We start from the raw sequence: 19,388 nt of genomic DNA, 5'->3' as shown, positions 1-19,388 counted from the left end.
TGGAGCTTCTTTATGAGTTTTCGATATTTTTTAAAATTGATTTTATTTCAAAATTTAAAGCTTAAAAATATGCGAAATTTTACTTCTCTTACAGTAATTGCTGCTTCTTGTTTCTTGATGTTTTCTATTAATTCAGCAAGCGGTACGCCGAAATTTAAAAATGGAAATTTAGAACCTGAAACCGTTTTTAAATTCAATAACAGGTTTGTTTTAGGAACAATCGATGCGGCTTCAATAACGAATTTTTACAAAAAGTATCCGAAATTAAAAACGTATCAAAAAGATGTTGAAGATCTTTACAAAAAGAAAGATTATAAAACAATTTGGTTTGATGATAAAAGTGTCAGCGAATTTGGAGCTTTATTGTACCATAAAATTGGTCTTTTGGAAGAGCAGGGTATAAATGCCGAAATGCCGTATATGGATTTGGTCGATGATGTTTTTAACGAAAATGTCTCAAATAAACTTCCGCAGACAGATACTGAACTTTTGCTTTCTAACATGTACGTGTTTTATGCCAGTAATGTATACTCAGGAGTTGATGCACAAACTTTGAAAAAAATCGGATGGTATCTTCCGACCAAAACAATTTCATACGATCGAATTCTGGACTCTTTAATGGGCGATCCAAATCGTTTAAACAAAGATGAAAATCTGCTGTTTAGTCAGTATTATAAACTTCAGGATGTTTTAAAAAAATATCGGACTATTGAAAAAAACGGCCTTTGGAAAAAGATTGAGATTGACGATGCAAATTTCAAAGATTTAAAACCTTTAGACAGCGGAAAAGTTATTCAGCAGATTAGAGAACGTTTGTTTGTAGTTGGCGATTTAAAGGAAGATTCTAAAAGTCAATATTACGATCAGGAAATGATGGACGCCGTTTTAAAATATAAAAAGCGATACGGACTTAAATTGAACTATACTTTTACAAAAGAGCAAATTGATCAGATGAATGAACCAATTGCCAATCGTATCCGGACCATAATGCTGAATATGGAACGCTGCAGATGGATCCCGACCAAACTGACAAAAGCAGACGAATATGTAATGGTCAATATTCCCTCATTCAGGCTGATTTATGTAAAGAACGGAAAATATGATCTTGTTTCGGATGTTTTTGTGGGAACAAGAATGACAGAAACGGTAATCTTTAGCGGAAATATTGACAGGATTGTATTTAGTCCCTATTGGTACGTTCCTGCGAGCATCATTAAAAATGAATTAAAACTCAAAATGGCCGAAGACAAAAATTATCTCGCAGATCATAATATGGAGTGGAACGGAGGTGCTGTAAGACAAAAACCGGGACCGGACAATTCTTTAGGGTTAGTCAAATTTATGTTTCCAAATCCAAATGATATTTACTTGCACGATACGCCCGCAAAAAGTTTGTTTGATTTTGAAAAACGTATTTTCAGTCATGGATGTATAAATGTAAAAGAGGCCAGACAACTGGCATTAGAAATTTTAAAAGACAATCCGGACTGGCCAGTTGATAAGATTAATAATGCTATGAGCGGAGAAAAAGAAACCACTTGTATGCTCAAAAATAAAATTCCAATTTATATAGGATATTTTACCTCCTGGGTAAACGATGAAGGTGAAATTGGTTTTTATCCGGATGTATACGACCGGGACAAACGTTTGGATAAACTGCTGTATGGTGACTCCGTAGCATTAAAATAAAAAACAAATCCCCGTCAAGATTCTCATATCTGACGGGGATTCTTTTAAAAAAATGGTCTACAAGCTTATTCGTATTTTAAATATTTTAAAACGTCTATTTTAGTAACCTGATACGCTTTTGCCAAAACAATCAGCAAAGTAAGAACTAACAGCGAAACAAGCGCAATACTAAACGGAACTGGCGAAATATTGATTCTGAAAGCAAAATCTTCCAGCCATTTCTGCAATAAGATATAAGCGGGAACTATTCCAATCCCAAATCCCATTAAACAGAAAAGAATGTATTGTTTTGATAATTCTTTCAGTAAAACATCAGTTTCTGCACCGAGCGTTTTTCTAATTGCAATTTCTTTCAGCCTTCTCTCCATCGAAAATGATGCCAAAGCAAATAATCCAAAAATGGCAATTGTAATTACAACAAGATTCAGGATAAAAAAGAGATCTTTTTGTTTGACTTGTTCTTCATAAGTTTTAGCAAAACCTTTATTTACAAACTCGAAATCAAATGGATAATCCGGATTTACATTTGCTTCCCAATATGTTTTTAACTTATCTAATGTTTCAGATAAATTATCTGGAGAAACTTTTACATATACATTTTGGAAATTATTCCATTTTAAAGTTTTCATATTAATAAAAACCATTGGCGGAACTTTATTCTGTAATCCTGTAATATGAAAGTCTTTTACAATCCCTACAACTTTAAATTTTAAGTTTCCTTTTCCATTAGACCATCCTGAGGTAATTACAGTATTAACTGCATTTTTAAGTCCTAAAGTTTTAGCCAGTGTTTCATTGATCAGCCAGTTGTCAATGGTGTCCGAAGCAAATTTTGGTGAAAGATCACGACCCTCCACAATTTTAATTTTCATCATTTTTAAAAAGTCAAAATCCATTTCGACATTTCTTGGCTGAACAAAAACACCATTGTGTGTAAAACCGGAACTTGAATTGGTGCTGTTTCCAAAAGTACCGGCAAAAGTAGAAACTTCCTGAACTCCGGGAATTTTAAGGATTTCCTGTTTTGTAAGCTGGTATTTGTCTCCCTTTTTGTTGTAATCCTGATAATTAAACGGAATTCTGATTACCTGATTTCCGTTAAAACCAAGATCTTTATTCATCATATAATCAACCTGAGAATTTACTATTAAAGCGCCAATGATAAAGAAAGCCGCAATTCCGAATTGAAAAATAAGCATAGAATTCCGAATCCAGATTCCGCTTTTGCTTCTGGAGAAATTACCTTTTAAAACTTTTAAAGTTTCAAAATTTGAGATATAAATGGCAGGGAATATACCCGCAAGAATGATTACTAATCCAAAAATCAAAATGAGCTGCAGGTAAAATTCACCGCCATTCATAGTCAGGGTTTTTCTTAAAAAAGAATTATAATACGGCAGAGAAAGCTCAACAATAGCAAGAGCAAACAAAATAGACAACGTAACAATTATTGCTGTTTCGAATATAAACTGCGTAATAATTTGATTTTTTGAGGCACCAACAATTTTGCGAACGCCCACTTCTTTTGCACGTTTAATAGCCGAAGCTGTTGCCAGATTAATATAGTTTACCAATGATAAAACCAAAATTAAGATCGATAAACCAGCCATAATATAAATAAGCTGCAAGTTTCCTTTTCCTTCCGGAGAAGCAGATCCGGTTGTTTTTGTACCATGTAAACGGAGTGTTTTAAGCTGATCAAGAATAACTTTTATTTCGCCGTTTTCTTTTATATACTGCTCAACTGTCTGGCCGCTTTCTTTAGCATCTTTCAAAGTTCTGTTTACATAATTTACGTTGTGCAATTTCTTTGAAACAACATTCATATCAGCATTTTTTTTGACTTTTATCATTAAGCCGTAGCTGAAATTTCCCCAGTTGTTAATATCGCCTTCGCGGATAATACCGCCAAAAACATAATTAGGTTCAAAAGAAGAAGGTCTTACAATACGATAAACAGATTTTACGATATAAGACTGGTCATTATACGTAATAGATTTTCCGATAGGATCTTCGTTATCAAAAAGAAGTTTAGCTTGTTCTTCAGAAACTGCAACGCTGTTTTTTTCTTTTAAAATATCTTTTTTAGCGCCTTTTACAATTGGAAAAGGAAAAAAATCAAAAAAGTTATTATCGCTTACCGTAATCTTTTTATCAATTACTTTTTTGTTTTGATATTTTACAACAGCTTCATTATACCAGTCGTTTACAAAACAAATTTGTTCGATTTCCGGAATTGTTGCTTTACAGGTTTGCCCAAACGGAATTGAACTTGTCGCCCACGTATCGCCGGTCGATCCAATTACATTCAGCACCTGATATACGTTTTCTTTTTCAGGATTCCATTGGTCGTATGCGTGTTCGTTATTCCAGTATAAAATGGCAAAAATCACGCTGGCAACGCCAATGCTTAATCCTAAAACATTTAAAAGCGAAAACAATTTGCTTTGCTTTAAATGATAAATAAATATTTTAAACCAGTTAAAAATCATGGTATAAGTTTTATAATTTATGTTAGTTATTTTTTGGTCAAAAGGCGGTTTTCTGCTCTTTACAGGAGAGTAAAGATTTTGCAGACAAATCCTACCAGAACTACGATTGCGGTAATAACAAAGTTTATCATCTTATAATTATTTAGCGTCCATAAAAACATCAACATTTCTCTGATTTAGTTTTTCAGAGAATATAACTCCGTCTTTCATATGAATTGTTCTTTGGGAAAAAGAAGCATCATAATCAGAGTGGGTAACCATCAAAATTGTAGCACCTTTAGCGTGTAAATCGGTTAAAAGTTCCATTACTTCATTACCATTTTTACTGTCAAGGTTTCCTGTCGGCTCATCGGCTAAAATAATTTTAGGATCATTTACCAGAGCTCTTGCCACGGCAACTCTTTGCTGCTGACCTCCGGAAAGCTGTTGCGGAAAATGTTTCAATCGGTGCGAAATATTTAATTTTTCAGCAATAGCTTCAATTTTTTGTTTTCTGTCGGATGCTTTTACATTGTTATAAAGCAAAGGCAGTTCAATATTATCATAAACTGAAAGTTCGTCGATCAAATTGAAATTTTGAAAAATGAAGCCTATGTTTTCCTTACGAACTGCGGCTCTTCCTTTTTCTTTTAAACCAATCATTTCCTGATCTAACAGTTTGTAACTTCCGTCAGTTGCGCTGTCCAAAAGTCCGATGATATTCAGTAAAGTCGATTTCCCACAGCCGGAAGGCCCCATAATGGTTAAAAAATCCCCTTTTTTTATTTCTAAATTAATCCCGCTTAAAGCAGCAGTTTCAACTTCTTCGGTTCTAAATACTTTGGTTAAATTTTGTATCGTTATCATATTTTTAAAGATTAGTTATTAATACGTTTTTTGATTGATGATTGAGATTTTTAATTGTTAATTATTAGATTGATTACTGAAAACTGAGACTGAAAACTAAAAACTACTGCGGCTGAATAGAAAGTTCCTCGATATCCTTATAATCTGAGTAAGATGAAATTACGACAGATTCGCCTTCCTTTAAGCCTTCGAGTACTTCATAATACGAAGGGTTTTCACGGCCTAGTTTTATATTTCTCCTTTCGGCTTTGTTTCCTTTTACTACAAATATCCATTTACCGGCAGTTTCCTGGTTAAAACTTCCTTTTTGCACTACCAAAATTTTATTTTTCTCAGATAAAACCAGCTTAACCCCAAAACTTAAACCGTCTTGTAAAGCGATATCTTCTTTAGAAGCAAAAGCCAGTTCGACAATAAAATGTCCGTTTTTAACCTCAGGAATAACTTTGGTAACTAAGACTTCAAGCGTTTTTCCTTTAAATTCAACCTGCCCTTTCAAACCTTCGTGAATTTTCTCCAAATAAAACTCGTCAACATCTGCAGATAGTTTGTATCCTTTTTTTGAATCAATTTTTCCGATGCTTTCGCCAGCCTGAAATGTTTTACCTAAAACCGGCTCAAAAGAAGTTAATCGGCCTGATTCCGGCGCTGTAATCAGGAAATTCTTTTTATTATTTCTTAAAATCTCAAGACTTTTTTCCATAGTCTGAATTGAATTATTTATTTGGGAAATCTGAACCTGATTCGACTGCTTTTCTTTTTGAATACTCTGCTGAATCGTTTTTCTGCGCTCTTCCTGAAAACGAAGGCTTTCCTTAAAAGTATTCCAGTCGTTTTTTGAAATTACATCCTTGGCAAACAATTTTGCATTTACGTCATACAATCGTTTTGCGTCATTGTAATCATGTTCGATTAAAACCAAATCTTTGGTCAGATTCAATTCCTGATTTCTAATATTTAGTTTTCCCGTATTTAAATTATTAATCTGCTCGATAATGGCAGTTTCCTGAGTTAGATAATTTAGTTCTGTATTTGGGTTGTATAAGCGTGCAAGCGGCTGCCCTTTGGTAACCATTGCGCCATTTTCTACAAAAATCTCTTTTACAGATCCTCCTTCTGTAACGTTTACCAGCATTACATTCAGGGGTTCAACTTTTGCCTGAAAAACAACAAAATCTTCAAAAAAAGCTTTTTCCACTTTGTGAATTGAAAGTTCGTCTGCTTTTACATTTAAACTTCTTTTTGAATTAAAAGAAAAAAACACGATTACAGCCAAAACTAAAAAAACTCCAATTGCTATTGTGAGATATCTAAATTTTCTATTTTTACGAGGAATTACCTTGTCCATTTTTTTAATAATTTACTGATTACCAATAGGTAAATACCGTGCCATAAAATTTATTTTTTGTAAAGCACTGATTTTAAAGTGACTTTAAAAATTATCTAAAAAAAGAGTGTCCGATAATGAACAGTTGACCGTTCAAAACTGAACAGAATTTACAGCATGAGAAAAAAGCAAGCCCAAATATTAATTGTAGACGATCAGGAAGAAATCCTTTTTTCGGCAAAAATGATTCTCAAAAAACATTTTGAGACAATTTTTACAACCAACAGCCCAAAGAAAATCATTTCAATTTTAAATGAGAATGAAATAAATGTCGTTTTGCTGGACATGAACTATAGAATTGGGTTTGAAGACGGTCGCGAAGGAATTCACTGGCTGAAAGAAATAAAAACACTTTCGCCTAATACAATTGTTATTTTGATGACGGCATTTGGGAAAATCGACACTGCTGTAGAAGGAATAAAAATTGGTGCTTTTGACTATGTTTTGAAACCCTGGAACAATGAAAAACTGCTCGAAACGATTGACAAGGCTGTAGCCGAAAGCCGAAAAAACAGCAAAAAACCAACTGTTGATAAAACTGAAAAACGATATTTTGTTGGTACCTCTCAAAAAATAAAACAAGCTTATTCTATAGCTGAAAAAGTGGCCAAAACTGATGCAAATGTTTTAATTTTAGGTGAAAACGGAACCGGAAAATATGTTTTCGCAGAATTTATCCATCAGAATTCGGCACGAAAAAACGAACCTTTTATTCATGTTGACTTAGGATCTTTAAGTGATAATTTATTTGAAAGTGAACTTTTTGGATACACAAAAGGCGCTTTTACAGATGCAAAAACCGATACGCCGGGAAGATTTGAAATGGCACAGAACGGCACAATTTTTTTGGATGAAATTGGTAATATTCCGCTTCATCTTCAGTCCAAATTATTGCATGTGCTGCAGACTAAAACTGTTACACGTTTGGGAGAAAGTAAACCAAGACCTTTAAATGTCAGAATAATTTCGGCAACTAACAATGATATTAAAGCGGAGGTAAAAAGCAAAACTTTTAGAGAAGATTTATTGTACAGAATTAATACTATGGAAATAAATCTGCCTTCGCTGCGCGAAAGAAAAGATGACATCGTGCCGATGGCGAATTTTATTTTAGAAAATATTGCCGAAAAATACAATCAGGAAAACTGGCATTTTGAAGATAATGTTGCGCCGTATTTAGAAAGATATCCGTGGAAAGGAAATGTCCGCGAAATGGAAAACAAAATCGAACGCGCCTTAATTCTTGCTGAAAACAATACTATTTCGATAACCGATTTAGATATACTCAACTTTGAAGAAATTCAGGAAAACGATGATAATCCATTATCTGAAATGGAAAAAACGGCAATTGAAAAAGCGCTTTTTAAACATCACGGAAATATCTCCAAAACCGCAGAAGAATTAGGATTGTCAAGAGCCGCTTTGTACAGAAGAATTGAAAAATATGATTTGAAAAGTTAAAAATTATTTTGGCCACAGATTTCACAGATTAAAAGGATTTTTTCTTTGTCTAAATTTTGGTTTCTCGCAGATTCTGCAGATTTAGAAAAAAATGAATTTTAATTAATCTGCAGAATCTGCGGGAGAATTATACCAGGTAAAAAATCCTTTAATCTGTGAAATCTGTGGCAAAAAAACATAAAAAATGAAAAACTGGAAATTTTATAATGCTTTGTTTGTGAGAGTTTTGTTTGTAATGATACTCTCTTTCTTCTGCGTTTTTCTTATTTATAAAATCTTTTATTACAATGCACTTTTGGTTGGTTTTTTCGTTTTTTTATTTCTGGCCGAAATGTATTTTTATGTAAAAAACCAACTGCAGTTTTATGACAGGACTTTACTTTCGATTCTTCAAAATGATTTCTCGACCAATTTTCCCGAAGAAAATAAAAAAGACAATTTTAAAAGCCTGTATTTGTTATACGAAAATTTAAAATTGCAGCAGCAAGAGCAGACATCAAAAGAAATGATTTATCGTTCGCTTTTAAACAATATTGATACAGCGGCTTTAATCCTTGAAAAAGACAAAGAAGACTGGAATATTTTTTTGATAAATGACTGTTTTTCAGATTTATTTAAAGTTCCAAAAGTAAGTCACTGGAAATATCTTAAAAACTATCTGCCTGCACTTTGTAATGAAATTGAAAAAACGGAATTCAGCGAATTAAAATCGGCAATTTCTATTAAAATTGAAGAACAGGATCTGCAGACTTTTATGCTCCGGACTTCACGGACACAATCTTATAATAAAGAATATTTTATTATTTTATTAGATAGTATTCAGCGTGTTATTGAGAAAAAAGAAAAAGAAGCTTGGATTAATCTCATGAAAATTATTTCGCATGAATTAATGAATTCTTTAACGCCAATTCGTGCGCTTTCGCAAAATTTACTGCATATTGTCGATCAGGAAAATTTAGAAGAAGATGATTTTGATGATATTAAAAGCAGTATTTCGACCATTATAAACCGAAGCGATCATTTACAGGTTTTTGTAGAGAATTACCGTAAACTGGCCATGCTGCCTACACCATTAAAACAAATGACGTCGATAAACGCTCTTTTTGAAGACTGTCTCCGAATTATGAGTCCGATTTTGAAAGCAGAAAACATTGAATTGATAAATGAAATTCACAGTTCACGTTCGATTATGATTGATAAAAATCAAATGGAGCAAGTAATTATTAATTTGATAACCAATAGTGTTTATGCTTTAAAAGAAAAAACCGAAAAGAAAATGTACGTTTCAAGTTATACAGAAAATAATCGCTTTTTCATCACAATTTCTGATAACGGAAAAGGAATCGCACCTGAAATTCAGGACAAGGTGTTTCTTCCGTTTTTTACCACCAGAAAAGACGGCGCGGGAATTGGCTTAACACTTTCTAAAAATATTATAGAAGCGCACGGCGGTTATTTAAGTTACCAAACCGATGAAGATAAAACAAGTTTTGTGATCTGCCTGATTTAGTTTTTTGAACTATACGTATAGATCTCTTGCAAAGCCGAGCCAAATGAAATGAATAAAACGAAACCTATAAAGGTTTATATTAGTTTGTGGGAAAAATTAAATTTCAACTTCCGGTTTCCAGAAGTGTTTTTCAAAATCAACAATTTGATTGTTTACCACTTTAATACCTTCGTTTTCTAAAAGCTGCTGCATTAAATTAGTTCCGTCAAAATGATGTTTTCCTGTCAAAAGTCCTTTTCGGTTCACGACTCGGTGTGCCGGGACATCATCCATATTATGGCAGGCATTCATTGCCCAGCCCACCATTCGGGCAGAACGGGCTGTGCCCAGGGCTTTTGCAATTGCTCCGTACGAAGTTACTTTACCAAACGGAATTTGTCTGGCAATTGCATACACTCTTTCGAAAAAATTTTCCTCAGCCATATTTTATTTTTTTGCCGCTCACGGCAGCTATCGGGATAAAATGATTTTTTGCTTTGTCCTAAAATTTAAGTTTCCCGCAGATTTTTGCAGATTTAAATGGATTAATATCAAATAAAAATTCTTTGAAATCTGCGGAAAAAATATTTACCACAAAGTAAAAAAAATAATCATTTTAATCCGTTAAATCTGCGGCGTATACATTATCCGAAATAATAATTCAAAATATTAAAAAGCGTCACGACAGCTACTAAGCCTGTAATGCTTCCAATAATGGTATTCATGTTTCGCATTAAGTAATCGGTTTTCTTTTCAATTCTTTCAAAAAAAGCAATATAGCTGTACAAAACAGCAAAAGAACCTAAGATTGAACCTAAAACAAAAGTGAAAATAATATTGTTTTCAAACACAAAAAGATGATAAGATGACAATGTTACACTTACCACAACATAATACGGAATAGGAAAGAAGTTTAATCCCGACAAGAGCATTCCAAGGAAAAAACGACTTTTTTTACTGCTTTTTTTAATCTTCGATTTTTTCTTGGTTTTAGGATCTTTTGCAATAAACAAAAAGTAAATGGTTAAGATCGAAAAAATAACAAATCCCACTTCGCGCAGAAGGGTTATTACATCCGGGCGGTTGTCAATAACCTGCGCAAATAAAACCGCAACATAAACCTGAAAAAAGATGACTAAAACGGCGCCAATTACAAACCACAAAGCATTTTTTTTTCCTTCTTTCAGATTTATCTTGGCTGCTGTCATATTGATTAATCCCGGAGGAATAATCCCGATTGCAGCGGCAATAAAACCTGAAAATAATGGAGTCAATAATGCCATTCAGTAATTGGATCGGTTAAAAAAGGTGTTTTTAAAATTAAATTAATCTTTAATTTTAAAACGAATATACGTAATTGCCTTGTTAATTTCTAAATATTGTTTTTCATAAAATGTCTGAATTGAAGTTACAACTTCAGGGCTTCCTTCATTTTTGTAAACGTTATGATTGGCGTATAATACTTCATGGCCTTCTCCGTGAAGCAGTCCAAGGGTATAACCATGCATAAATTCGCTGTCAGTTTTAAGGTTTACAATACCGTCTTTTTTAAGGATTTTTTTGTACAGTTTCAAGAACTCAGAATTGGTCATTCTGTGTTTTGTTCTCTTGTATTTAATCTGCGGATCCGGAAAAGTAATCCAGATTTCGTCTACTTCGCCTTCGGCAAAAATATGATTTATAAGTTCAATTTGAGTGCGCACAAAAGCAACATTATGAAGTCCGTTTTCAACAGCAGTTTTTGCACCACGCCAGAAACGTGCACCTTTGATGTCGATTCCGATAAAATTTTTGTTAGGATATTTTTCTGCCAATCCAACTGAGTATTCACCTTTCCCGCATCCTAATTCTAAAATCAGGGGATTGTCATTTTTAAAGAAATCCGAATTCCATTTTCCTTTCAAAGGCATTAAATCGCCTACAACTTCTTCTCTTGTTGGTTGAAAAACGTTTTGAAATGTTTCGTTTTCTCTGAATCTTTTTAGTTTATTTTTACTTCCCACTTTTACAAAAATTTTCCGCAAAATTAAGGAATATAAACGAATGAAAATAGCGCAATTAGGTTTAAATGTTTTTGCTGCTCCCGATAGCTATCGGGATAAAAGGTTTTTTTAATGCTAGTAATGTAAAGTCCCTACGGGACAAGATCATGATAGCAGATTATTTGTTTTACCAATATTTCATCTCTACGAGATTTATTTGAGCTAGGAAGTATTTTTATAGCTATTCCGTTAGGAATAAAATATCGTTAATTTGTTTTACCAATATTTAATCCTACGAGATTATTTGAGCTAAGAAGTATTTTTATAGCTATTCCGTTAGGAATAAAACATCGGTAATTTGTTTACCAATATTTAATCCTACGGGATTTATTTGAGCTAAGAAGTATTTTTATAGCTATTCCGTTAGAATAAAACATCGGTAATTTGTTTTACTAACATTTAACCCTGCGAGATTTATTTGAGCTAAGAAGTATTTTTATGGCTATTCCGTTAGGAATAAAATATCGGTAGAAAACACCATGGATATAAATAAAAAATGTCCTGTAAGGACTATATATTTAAAGTTTTGCCAAGATTTACGCGAATTTTCACAAATTAATTTAATTGTATGATCGAAAAAAATTCGTGAAAATTCGTGTAATTCGTGGCAAAAAAATAGTATTTAACCGTAATGAGGTTCTGTAATTGGTTTTAATTTTGGATCTAAAGTTTCGTCGTGCTGCGACAAATCCAATCCGATATGTTCTGATTCTTCAGAAACACGAAGCGGAATAATGAAATTGGTTACTTTAAACAAGAAATACGCTCCGAAGAAAGTAAAGATTGAAACCAACACCAATGCCATCATGTGATGTCCAAAGACGCTCCATCCTCCATGTAATAAACTTGCATTTTCGCCATGGGCAAAAACGGCAGTCAGGATCATTCCCATAATTCCGCCAACACCGTGACAGGCAAAAACGTCAAGCGTATCATCAAATCTTTTTGATAAACGGCAATTGACAACTGAGTTTGAAACCAGAGCAGTTACGAAACCAAAAAACATACTTTCAGGAACTGAAACAAAACCTGCCGCCGGAGTTATCGCTACCAAACCTACTACGGCTCCAATACAAGCTCCAAGTGCAGAAACTTTTCTTCCGTTCATTCTGTCAAAGAAAACCCATGTTAACATGGCTGCTGCAGATGATGTTGTAGTTGTGGCAAAAGCCATAGCGGCTGTACCGTTTGCAGCAAGTGCAGATCCGGCGTTGAAACCAAACCACCCAAACCACAGCATACCGGTTCCTAATAATACAAATGGAATATTGGTTGGAATATGCTGGCTGTTTTTTCTTTTTCCTAAAACTAAAACTCCTGCCAAAGCAGCGAAACCAGAACTCATGTGAACTACGGTTCCTCCGGCAAAATCTTTTACTCCAAAATAACTTCCTAAAACACCGGTTGGATACCAAACCGCATGACATAAAGGAGCATATATAAAAATGGTAAATAAGCTGATAAAAACTAAATAAGAAATAAAACGAACACGCTCTGCAAATGAACCTGTGATAATTGCAGGACAGATAATGGCAAATTTCATTTGAAACAATGCAAAAAGCATAAACGGAATTGTAGAAGCCAATTTTTTATGAGGCAAAACGCCAACATAATCCATAAAAGCAAAAGTAGTCGGATTTCCGAAGAAGCTGTAAAAATGATCTCCTGAACCAAAACCAACCGGCTCTCCAAATGCAAGACTAAAAGCGACAACAGCCCATAAAAGTGTTACAACCCCTAAACAGATAAAACTTTGAAGCATTGTCGAAATCACATTTTTACGGCCTACCATTCCGCCATAAAAAAAGGATAACCCGGGAGTCATGATTAAAACCAGACAGCTTGAAGTAAGCATCCAGGCAACATCGGCCGGTACAATATGATCTGTAGTTCCAAATTCTGATAAAACATAACTATTTTCTGTTACTGTAGGCCAAAATGCACCTACCGTACACACAACACTTATCATAATGAAGGAAATAATCCAGCGTTTTTCTATTTTCATTTTTCAAATACTTAATTGAACCCTATTTTTTTTGGGGTCAAAGTTAAAAAAAATTAAATATTCTTATTTCAAGGGCTGTTAAAATAGCGGGTGTGTTTTTATTTTAAATAAATTTATAAAATACACCCCGTTTTTTTAAGACTATTTTATTTTGACACCCTAAATTACGCCGAATTTTATCAATTACATTATAATTAATTCAATACTTTAACTCGTTAGAGAGTAGAAAAGTTATGATTATAAGAATAAAGCAGAAAAATGTTTATTTTTTTTGAAGCTTCGCAATCAAAGCGTCTTCTACTGGTGCTTTTATTTTAGTTACGGCATCTACCTCATCATTCGGAATTGTCATGGATAAAACATAATGCTGAATTTTCCATTCTTTTCCAACTTTGACTAGAACTCCGGAACCGCGGCAGATTTTCATTTGGGTGTCTAATAATTCATCAAACCAGGCCAGTTTTCCAGATTTATCAAAAAAGATATGACGCTCCAGTGCTTTAAAATTCCAGGTTGTTCCTTTATCAAAAAAAGGTTTTGCCCAGATTTGAAATTCTTTTTTGGTCCAGTTTTCGGTCGCATCAGTTCCAATATAAATAGCATTGTCTGCCAAAGCATTAAAATAAGCATCAAATTTTACCTCAGCTGCCGCTTTGTGCCATGCATCAAGAGTGTGAGTGATTTTTTCTTTGTCGGTTTGTGCATTTGCAAAAGAAGTAACGAATAAAAGGAGTAAAAGTGTTTTTTTCATGAGAGATTTTTATTTGAAGTTTAAAGATAGGAATTTTTTAAAATGATGCGAGACGGCACGCAGATTTTACGGGTTGAAGATAAAAGCAGATAAATTTAAAATCCGCCGTATCTGCGAAATCTGCGAGAAAAAAATTGAGGTTTTGCAGCTTTAAGTCATTAAACGACAATGTAAATTCTTAAACTTTATATCTTAATACGGTTATTTTCTATGGTTTAATTTCAAAAAACAACTATATTTGAGTGCTCTAAAATACCATAATATGAATCCGAAAATCTTTATAAGTTCACTCGCTATAACTTCATTACTTTTTGTTTCCTGCAAAAAAGAATTAGAACCACAACAAACCACAGCAACATCAGAATTAGTAAGACTTGGACTTGCAAAAGATACAACGAAAACAAATTCTGTCGTACAGCAGACTCCGGCTCAGGCTTCAAATCCAAATACGGTTTTAAGCGAAACAAAAGGGCTAAATCCGGCTCACGGACAACCGGGACACCGCTGCGATATTGCCGTAGGAGCACCTTTGAATTCTGCACCAACGCAGCAGGTTCAGCAAGTTCAGGCGCAGGCCGGACAAACAGTACAGGTAAATCCGAATCAAAAAAATGTGGTTACTACTACAGTTGCAGCGCCGGTAAAAGTAGGAAAGGGAATGAATCCGTCGCATGGACAGCCAGGACACAGATGTGATATTCCGGTTGGAGCGCCGTTAAATTCGCCCGCTGCCAAAACTACCGCAGTAACATCAACACCTCAAAGCGGAACAATGACACAAAATGTTACAGTTCCTGCGCCAGGATCGAATCCGGTTCCTGCATTACTAAGCACCGATGCCAACAAAACAGTCGCAGAAGGAATGAATCCGCCACACGGACAGGCAGGGCATCGCTGTGATATCGCTGTTGGAGCTCCGCTGCCAAAATCATAAAGAATAGGGGACAACTGTTTAACCTTTGTCAATTTCAAAATAGATAAAAAAAAAGACGTTTCAACCTGAAACGTCTTTTTTTTTATCTATTTTGAAATTTAATGTGCTTTCAATTTTTCGAAAGTTGTGGTAAGTGTTTTTTTAACTTTGCTCAAAGCACCATTAAAAGCTTTTTCAAGAGTTTCGGCATGTTCAGTTACAGTGATTGGCTGTAATTTTGCAGTACGAACTTCAAGAACGCATTTTTTATCATTCAGGCTGAATTTCTCGCCATTTTCATCTCCAAAATGTACTTCGATGCGTGTAATTTTATCTTCAAAACGCGCTAAACCTTTTTCTAATTCTTCAGAGAAATAATTTTCTAATCTTTGGTGTCCTTCGATGTTTTTATCAGTATTGATTTGTATTTTCATAACGGATTGTATTTAATGATTGTTTCTCAAATCTATCCTTTTAAAAAGAAAAAGCCAAGCTAGTTAAGGAAACATTATGAAATTTTAATTATTTTGTTTTCAGTTTTGTAATTTTGATTGCGAAGTGATCTGCTTAACCGTTTATTTTTTAAATAAAGAAAAAACTTACAAAATATTTTTATTTTCATATATTTGCAATTCCTAAATGCAAAAAATATGAATCGAACAAACTTCTTGCCCGTGTGGTATGGTGGCGGTATTGGAAACAACTGCAACGCTCTTTTTGCAGCGTAGGACACCTGTAGCTATGCGGGTTTTATATTCCTAAATGCAAAAAAAATGAGTATTAACACCCTTACCAAAGAAACCGAATTGCGGTTAAACGAATTTTTCAATCAGGCAACAGATCCTAAAAGTTTCGCAAAAGCAATTCGAAAAGTAAATTATCTTCTCGCCATGTCGCTAATGCGAGAATGCGAAACCTTGCAAATCGATCCAAGATCAGTTGAACAAGGTTATTTCTGGCTGAATGAACTAGCCGAGATTTTAAATCCTTATTTTGAGGTTGAGTGATAGAAATGTGAAAAGCCGCTTTTAATAGTGGCTTTTTATTTTGTAGTTTGTCTTTCGTTTATTGCGTTTTGAATTTCGAGAATACAAGCATCTAAATTCTTTTTGATATCATTGCTCCAGAAACGTAAAATCTTCCAGTTTTGAGATTCTAAATAAGTGTTTACTTCGATATCTCTTTGGATGTTTCTTTCGATTTTTTTGATCCAGAATTCTGCATTCGTTTGTGGTTTTTTGCGAGTTTCCCAATCTTTTCCGTGGAAGAATTCTGAGTCTACGAAAATGGCAATTTTGAGTTGCTTAAATGTGAAGTCCGGTTTTCCGAAAACTGTTTTATTATTTTTGCGATAGCGATAACCCAGATTCCATAATGCTTTTGCTAAAGCGACTTCTGCTTTAGTTTCTGTGCTTTTGATAGCACGCATGTTTTTGGAGCGTTGTTCGGGATTGTGGACGTCCATAAATTGTATCAAGCTGTAATGTCTACTATTTCCTTGTTTTTGTACAAGTTGCCTAAATTTTTAGAAACTATTCTAAATTGGTTTCTCTTTTTAATTAATGGCTTAGTTGACATATTCTCTAATTTAATTCCTGGATCGTAATAAATATTTCCGTTTGCCATTTCTTTTAAAAACATTAAAAAGTCTGTTCCCGTTCCTAAAATTATATTGTTGCCATATTTGTAATTCCTTTCTGGAATTTTTTGAGATAATGATGGGACATAACAAGCCTGATTGTGTTTTCTGTTCCAATGTAACATCATTGATGTGAAACTCCATGAGGCAGTTTCATTATCATTTTGGTCAATTAAAGCAATTCGGCCATTAGAATTTCTGATTTTTCCTTCACATTGGTCATAGCCTATTAATTTTAATATAAGATTTGTCCGAGGATGTAGTTTTTCAGATCTATGTACGCCTCCAAAGTTTAATCGATCTGGTTTTCCACTAACATCTGGATAGCCATATTTTCTTAAGAAGGCTTCAGCTCCTGCTGATTTGTAAAAGCCATCTGTAGGTTCAGGCGTCATTAGTGTTATTACACTCGAATTTATTCTTGTAAAATTAGCAACTCCAAACTGCTTTACTTCCCATCCAAGATAATCTGGTTCAGAATATCCGTTTGGAGTTATTCCTAATTCAGCTTCTAATGTATAACCTCCACAATTAGATGATTTGCAGGGCAATATGTTTCTAAAAGTATCCAAGCGCTTGGAGTTAATCCAGTCCAGATTATGAATTCGTAATAATTCGGAAATCAGTTTTTGTTTATTATTCTGAAAAATTGGAAGCTCGATTACTTTAAATATTCCATAATTATTTAATGAAGATAAATTGTTTAGTTCATTAGCAATTTCAGAATCAGGAGCAGCTACATATCCTAAAGTTTCACCAAGGTCGGAAACTCCTAAAAAAAGTAACCTATTCTGTAGTCGTTGCGTCATTAAATATGAAGGTGCATTTTTACTTCCAATCAAGAAACCTGAAAATCTCACTTCTGGATATTTTGGATATAAAATAAGTTGAGATTTTGGAGCTAAAGTTAATGTTCCATCTTCTAAAATCCATGAAAATTTTATTTTAGCCTTAAATCTTTCTTTTTTCCAATCACCAGCAGCTTCGGTAGTAATTTCAGAAATAGGTAAAATATTTAACACCTCAAAGTTACCTCCAAAATATACTTGATTTTTGGAGTTATCATTGGGGGCAAGATTTTTGATATAAATCTTATTGCACCCATTTGCTGAAAAAATCGCTTTAAGACTTTTTAGATTCATTTATTTGAATTAATTCTTTTAATATGTTTTTACCAACAGCTTGCATTAAAGGAGAAACTACTGAATTTCCAAATTGTTTATAAGCTTGATTATCAGAAACTGGAATGATGAATTCATCTGGAAATCCTTGCAGTCTTGCACATTCTCTAGGGACTAATCTTCTTGGATTTTTTCCTTTCTGAGGAATTAATATTTCTGCCCCATCTTTATAATATCTTGCACTCATTGTTCGTGAAATGCCATTTAAATCGGCTAAACCAAAGCCAAAACCATTTCCTTTTGCTTTATGTTTTTTTGCATATTCCTGAAGATAATTCCATAGTTTATCTGATAAGGTATATTTAGGGTCTACTTCGGGTAAAAGAATATCTTTTAATGCAAATTTTGCTTCAGTCATTTCTGGAAATTTGAAATTCTCTTTTCCTTCAAAATATTCATTGTCAAAACCAACTATAATAATTCGTTCTCTATGCTGAGGGACAAAATATTTACCATCTAAAACTTTAAAATAAATATTATAGTTTAATTCTTTTAATGTCTTTTGAATAACTTTAAAAGTGTTTCCCTTGTCGTGAGATACAAGGTTTTTCACATTTTCTAACATAAAAGTTTTGGGTCTTTTATGTTCTAAAATTCTAGCAATATCAAAAAATAAAGTTCCCTGTGTTTCATCTAAGAATCCATGTTTTCTTCCTAATGCATTCTTTTTTGAAACTCCTGCAATTGAGAAAGGTTGACAAGGAAATCCAGCTAGTAAAACATCATGATCAGGAATTTCTGTTTCTTTAATTTGGGTTATATCGCCGAAAGGAACTTTTCCAAAATTTGCTTCATAAGTTTTTTTTGAATATGTATCCCATTCACTAGTAAACACACATTTTCCACCTAAGTTTTGATAAGCAAGTCTTATGCCTCCAATACCTGCAAATAAATCAATAAACTTAAATTTAGGTTTTTCAGGAGAAGGAAAAGGGATGTCCCATTTTATTGGTAAATAATATTGAAAATTTGGTTCTTCTAAAATATTTAATTTTTCATGCAAACTGGTAAGATATTCTGTTGCATCATTTTTAAAATATTCTGAAACTCCGTTTTTATGATTTTGAAAATAATGAGTAAGTTTCGCTAAACCATTATCTGTTTTTTTGTCAATATCAATATGAAGTTTTTGTCTAATTTCTGAATACTTTTTTACTTTCGTCATTTTTTAAAACTCTTATCATTAAAAAAAGCTCCTAAATCAGAATCTAGAGCTATGATTATTTTTTCTATAATTTCTATGGAAACATTTCGCTGACCTTTTTCTATGTCTGAAATATAATTTCTGTCAACGTTGGAAATATTGGCTAAATACTCAATTGAGAAGCCTTTTTGTTCTCTGAGTTCTTTAACTTTAAACCCAAATTTTTCTTTGATATTCATAGTTTATAAAAGTAGTTTTACGCATACAATTGACCCGCGTACAATTGGCCTCATAAATTATAAGTTTTCAACTTGATATTAACTACGATTTATTTGGTAATATATGTTCT

Annotated in this window: 18 protein-coding genes; 5 read left to right on the top strand and 13 right to left on the bottom strand. The window is 33.4% G+C overall.

Annotated features, from left to right (window positions below):
* Positions 1 to 69: 69 nt before the first annotated feature.
* Positions 70 to 1,689 (top strand): murein L,D-transpeptidase, encoded by a 1,620-nt coding sequence (locus ASE21_RS05385; protein WP_057122339.1) that lies wholly within the window; start codon positions 70 to 72, stop codon positions 1,687 to 1,689.
* A 65-nt stretch (positions 1,690 to 1,754) separates the two neighbouring features.
* On the opposite strand, the gene ASE21_RS05380 is transcribed toward ASE21_RS05385, so the two are convergent.
* The 3 genes from ASE21_RS05380 to ASE21_RS05370 all read right to left on the bottom strand — a co-directional run bounded on the left by ASE21_RS05380 (position 1,755) and on the right by ASE21_RS05370 (position 6,375).
* Positions 1,755 to 4,181 carry an ABC transporter permease gene (locus ASE21_RS05380; protein WP_057121542.1) on the bottom strand — a complete coding sequence of 809 codons (2,427 nt, stop codon included), beginning with the start codon at positions 4,179 to 4,181 and terminating at the stop codon, positions 1,755 to 1,757.
* Positions 4,182 to 4,319: 138 nt separating this feature from the next.
* A complete protein-coding gene (locus tag ASE21_RS05375; RefSeq protein ID WP_057121541.1) occupies positions 4,320 to 5,027 on the bottom strand; it encodes an ABC transporter ATP-binding protein in 708 nt (235 codons plus the stop codon).
* Positions 5,028 to 5,130: 103 nt separating this feature from the next.
* On the bottom strand, positions 5,131 to 6,375 hold the full coding sequence (locus ASE21_RS05370) for an efflux RND transporter periplasmic adaptor subunit (RefSeq protein ID WP_057121540.1): 1,245 nt from the start codon (positions 6,373 to 6,375) through the stop codon (positions 5,131 to 5,133).
* A 156-nt stretch (positions 6,376 to 6,531) separates the two neighbouring features.
* Here ASE21_RS05370 and ASE21_RS05365 point away from each other — a divergent pair, with 156 nt between their 5' ends.
* Positions 6,532 to 7,875: a sigma-54-dependent transcriptional regulator gene (locus ASE21_RS05365; RefSeq protein WP_057121539.1), complete on the top strand. Its 1,344-nt coding sequence runs from the start codon at positions 6,532 to 6,534 to the stop codon at positions 7,873 to 7,875.
* Between the two features lie 184 nt (positions 7,876 to 8,059).
* Positions 8,060 to 9,385, top strand: a complete 1,326-nt coding sequence (locus tag ASE21_RS05360) for a sensor histidine kinase (RefSeq protein WP_057121538.1) — start codon at positions 8,060 to 8,062, stop codon at positions 9,383 to 9,385.
* 96 nt (positions 9,386 to 9,481) lie between these two features.
* Here ASE21_RS05360 and ASE21_RS05355 read toward each other — a convergent pair whose 3' ends face one another.
* The 5 genes from ASE21_RS05355 to ASE21_RS05335 all read right to left on the bottom strand — a co-directional run bounded on the left by ASE21_RS05355 (position 9,482) and on the right by ASE21_RS05335 (position 14,162).
* Positions 9,482 to 9,808: an MGMT family protein gene (locus tag ASE21_RS05355; protein WP_057121537.1), complete on the bottom strand. Its 327-nt coding sequence runs from the start codon at positions 9,806 to 9,808 to the stop codon at positions 9,482 to 9,484.
* Positions 9,809 to 10,008: 200 nt separating this feature from the next.
* Positions 10,009 to 10,647 (bottom strand): LysE family transporter, encoded by a 639-nt coding sequence (locus ASE21_RS05350; protein WP_057121536.1) that lies wholly within the window; start codon positions 10,645 to 10,647, stop codon positions 10,009 to 10,011.
* A gap of 42 nt (positions 10,648 to 10,689) precedes the next feature.
* Complete coding sequence (gene trmB, locus ASE21_RS05345; protein WP_057122338.1) at positions 10,690 to 11,367, bottom strand: tRNA (guanosine(46)-N7)-methyltransferase TrmB; 678 nt, start codon at positions 11,365 to 11,367, stop codon at positions 10,690 to 10,692.
* Between the two features lie 661 nt (positions 11,368 to 12,028).
* A complete protein-coding gene (locus ASE21_RS05340; RefSeq protein WP_057121535.1) occupies positions 12,029 to 13,411 on the bottom strand; it encodes an ammonium transporter in 1,383 nt (460 codons plus the stop codon).
* A gap of 262 nt (positions 13,412 to 13,673) precedes the next feature.
* On the bottom strand, positions 13,674 to 14,162 hold the full coding sequence (locus ASE21_RS05335; protein ID WP_057121534.1) for a nuclear transport factor 2 family protein: 489 nt from the start codon (positions 14,160 to 14,162) through the stop codon (positions 13,674 to 13,676).
* Between the two features lie 262 nt (positions 14,163 to 14,424).
* Between ASE21_RS05335 and ASE21_RS05330 the strand changes: the two genes are divergently transcribed.
* Entirely contained in the window at positions 14,425 to 15,096 is a 672-nt protein-coding gene (locus ASE21_RS05330; RefSeq protein ID WP_057121533.1) for a hypothetical protein, read from the top strand.
* Between the two features lie 98 nt (positions 15,097 to 15,194).
* On the opposite strand, the gene ASE21_RS05325 is transcribed toward ASE21_RS05330, so the two are convergent.
* On the bottom strand, positions 15,195 to 15,509 hold the full coding sequence (locus ASE21_RS05325) for an HPF/RaiA family ribosome-associated protein (protein WP_057121532.1): 315 nt from the start codon (positions 15,507 to 15,509) through the stop codon (positions 15,195 to 15,197).
* Positions 15,510 to 15,848: 339 nt separating this feature from the next.
* Between ASE21_RS05325 and ASE21_RS05320 the strand changes: the two genes are divergently transcribed.
* Positions 15,849 to 16,082, top strand: coding sequence for a hypothetical protein (locus tag ASE21_RS05320; protein WP_057121531.1), 234 nt, complete (start codon positions 15,849 to 15,851; stop codon positions 16,080 to 16,082).
* 35 nt (positions 16,083 to 16,117) lie between these two features.
* On the opposite strand, the gene ASE21_RS05315 is transcribed toward ASE21_RS05320, so the two are convergent.
* Genes ASE21_RS05315 through ASE21_RS05300 form a run of 4 tightly spaced genes read right to left on the bottom strand, consistent with a single transcriptional unit; the run spans position 16,118 to position 19,278 of the window.
* On the bottom strand, positions 16,118 to 16,540 hold the full coding sequence (locus ASE21_RS05315; RefSeq protein WP_057121530.1) for a very short patch repair endonuclease: 423 nt from the start codon (positions 16,538 to 16,540) through the stop codon (positions 16,118 to 16,120).
* An 8-nt stretch (positions 16,541 to 16,548) separates the two neighbouring features.
* Positions 16,549 to 17,856, bottom strand: a complete 1,308-nt coding sequence (locus tag ASE21_RS05310) for an MvaI/BcnI family restriction endonuclease (protein ID WP_057121529.1) — start codon at positions 17,854 to 17,856, stop codon at positions 16,549 to 16,551.
* Positions 17,837 to 19,060 carry a DNA (cytosine-5-)-methyltransferase gene (gene dcm / locus ASE21_RS05305; RefSeq protein ID WP_057121528.1) on the bottom strand — a complete coding sequence of 408 codons (1,224 nt, stop codon included), beginning with the start codon at positions 19,058 to 19,060 and terminating at the stop codon, positions 17,837 to 17,839. Before dcm ends, ASE21_RS05310 begins: the two co-directional genes overlap by 20 nt.
* A complete protein-coding gene (locus ASE21_RS05300; RefSeq protein ID WP_057121527.1) occupies positions 19,057 to 19,278 on the bottom strand; it encodes a helix-turn-helix domain-containing protein in 222 nt (73 codons plus the stop codon). The genes dcm and ASE21_RS05300 overlap by 4 nt, the downstream gene beginning before the upstream one ends.
* Positions 19,279 to 19,388: the final 110 nt, after the last annotated feature.

Origin of the sequence: Flavobacterium sp. Root901, from assembly GCF_001429765.1 — a bacterium.
Classification (GTDB): Bacteria; Bacteroidota; Bacteroidia; order Flavobacteriales; family Flavobacteriaceae; genus Flavobacterium.
This window is presented reverse-complemented; position numbering and strand designations above follow the sequence as displayed.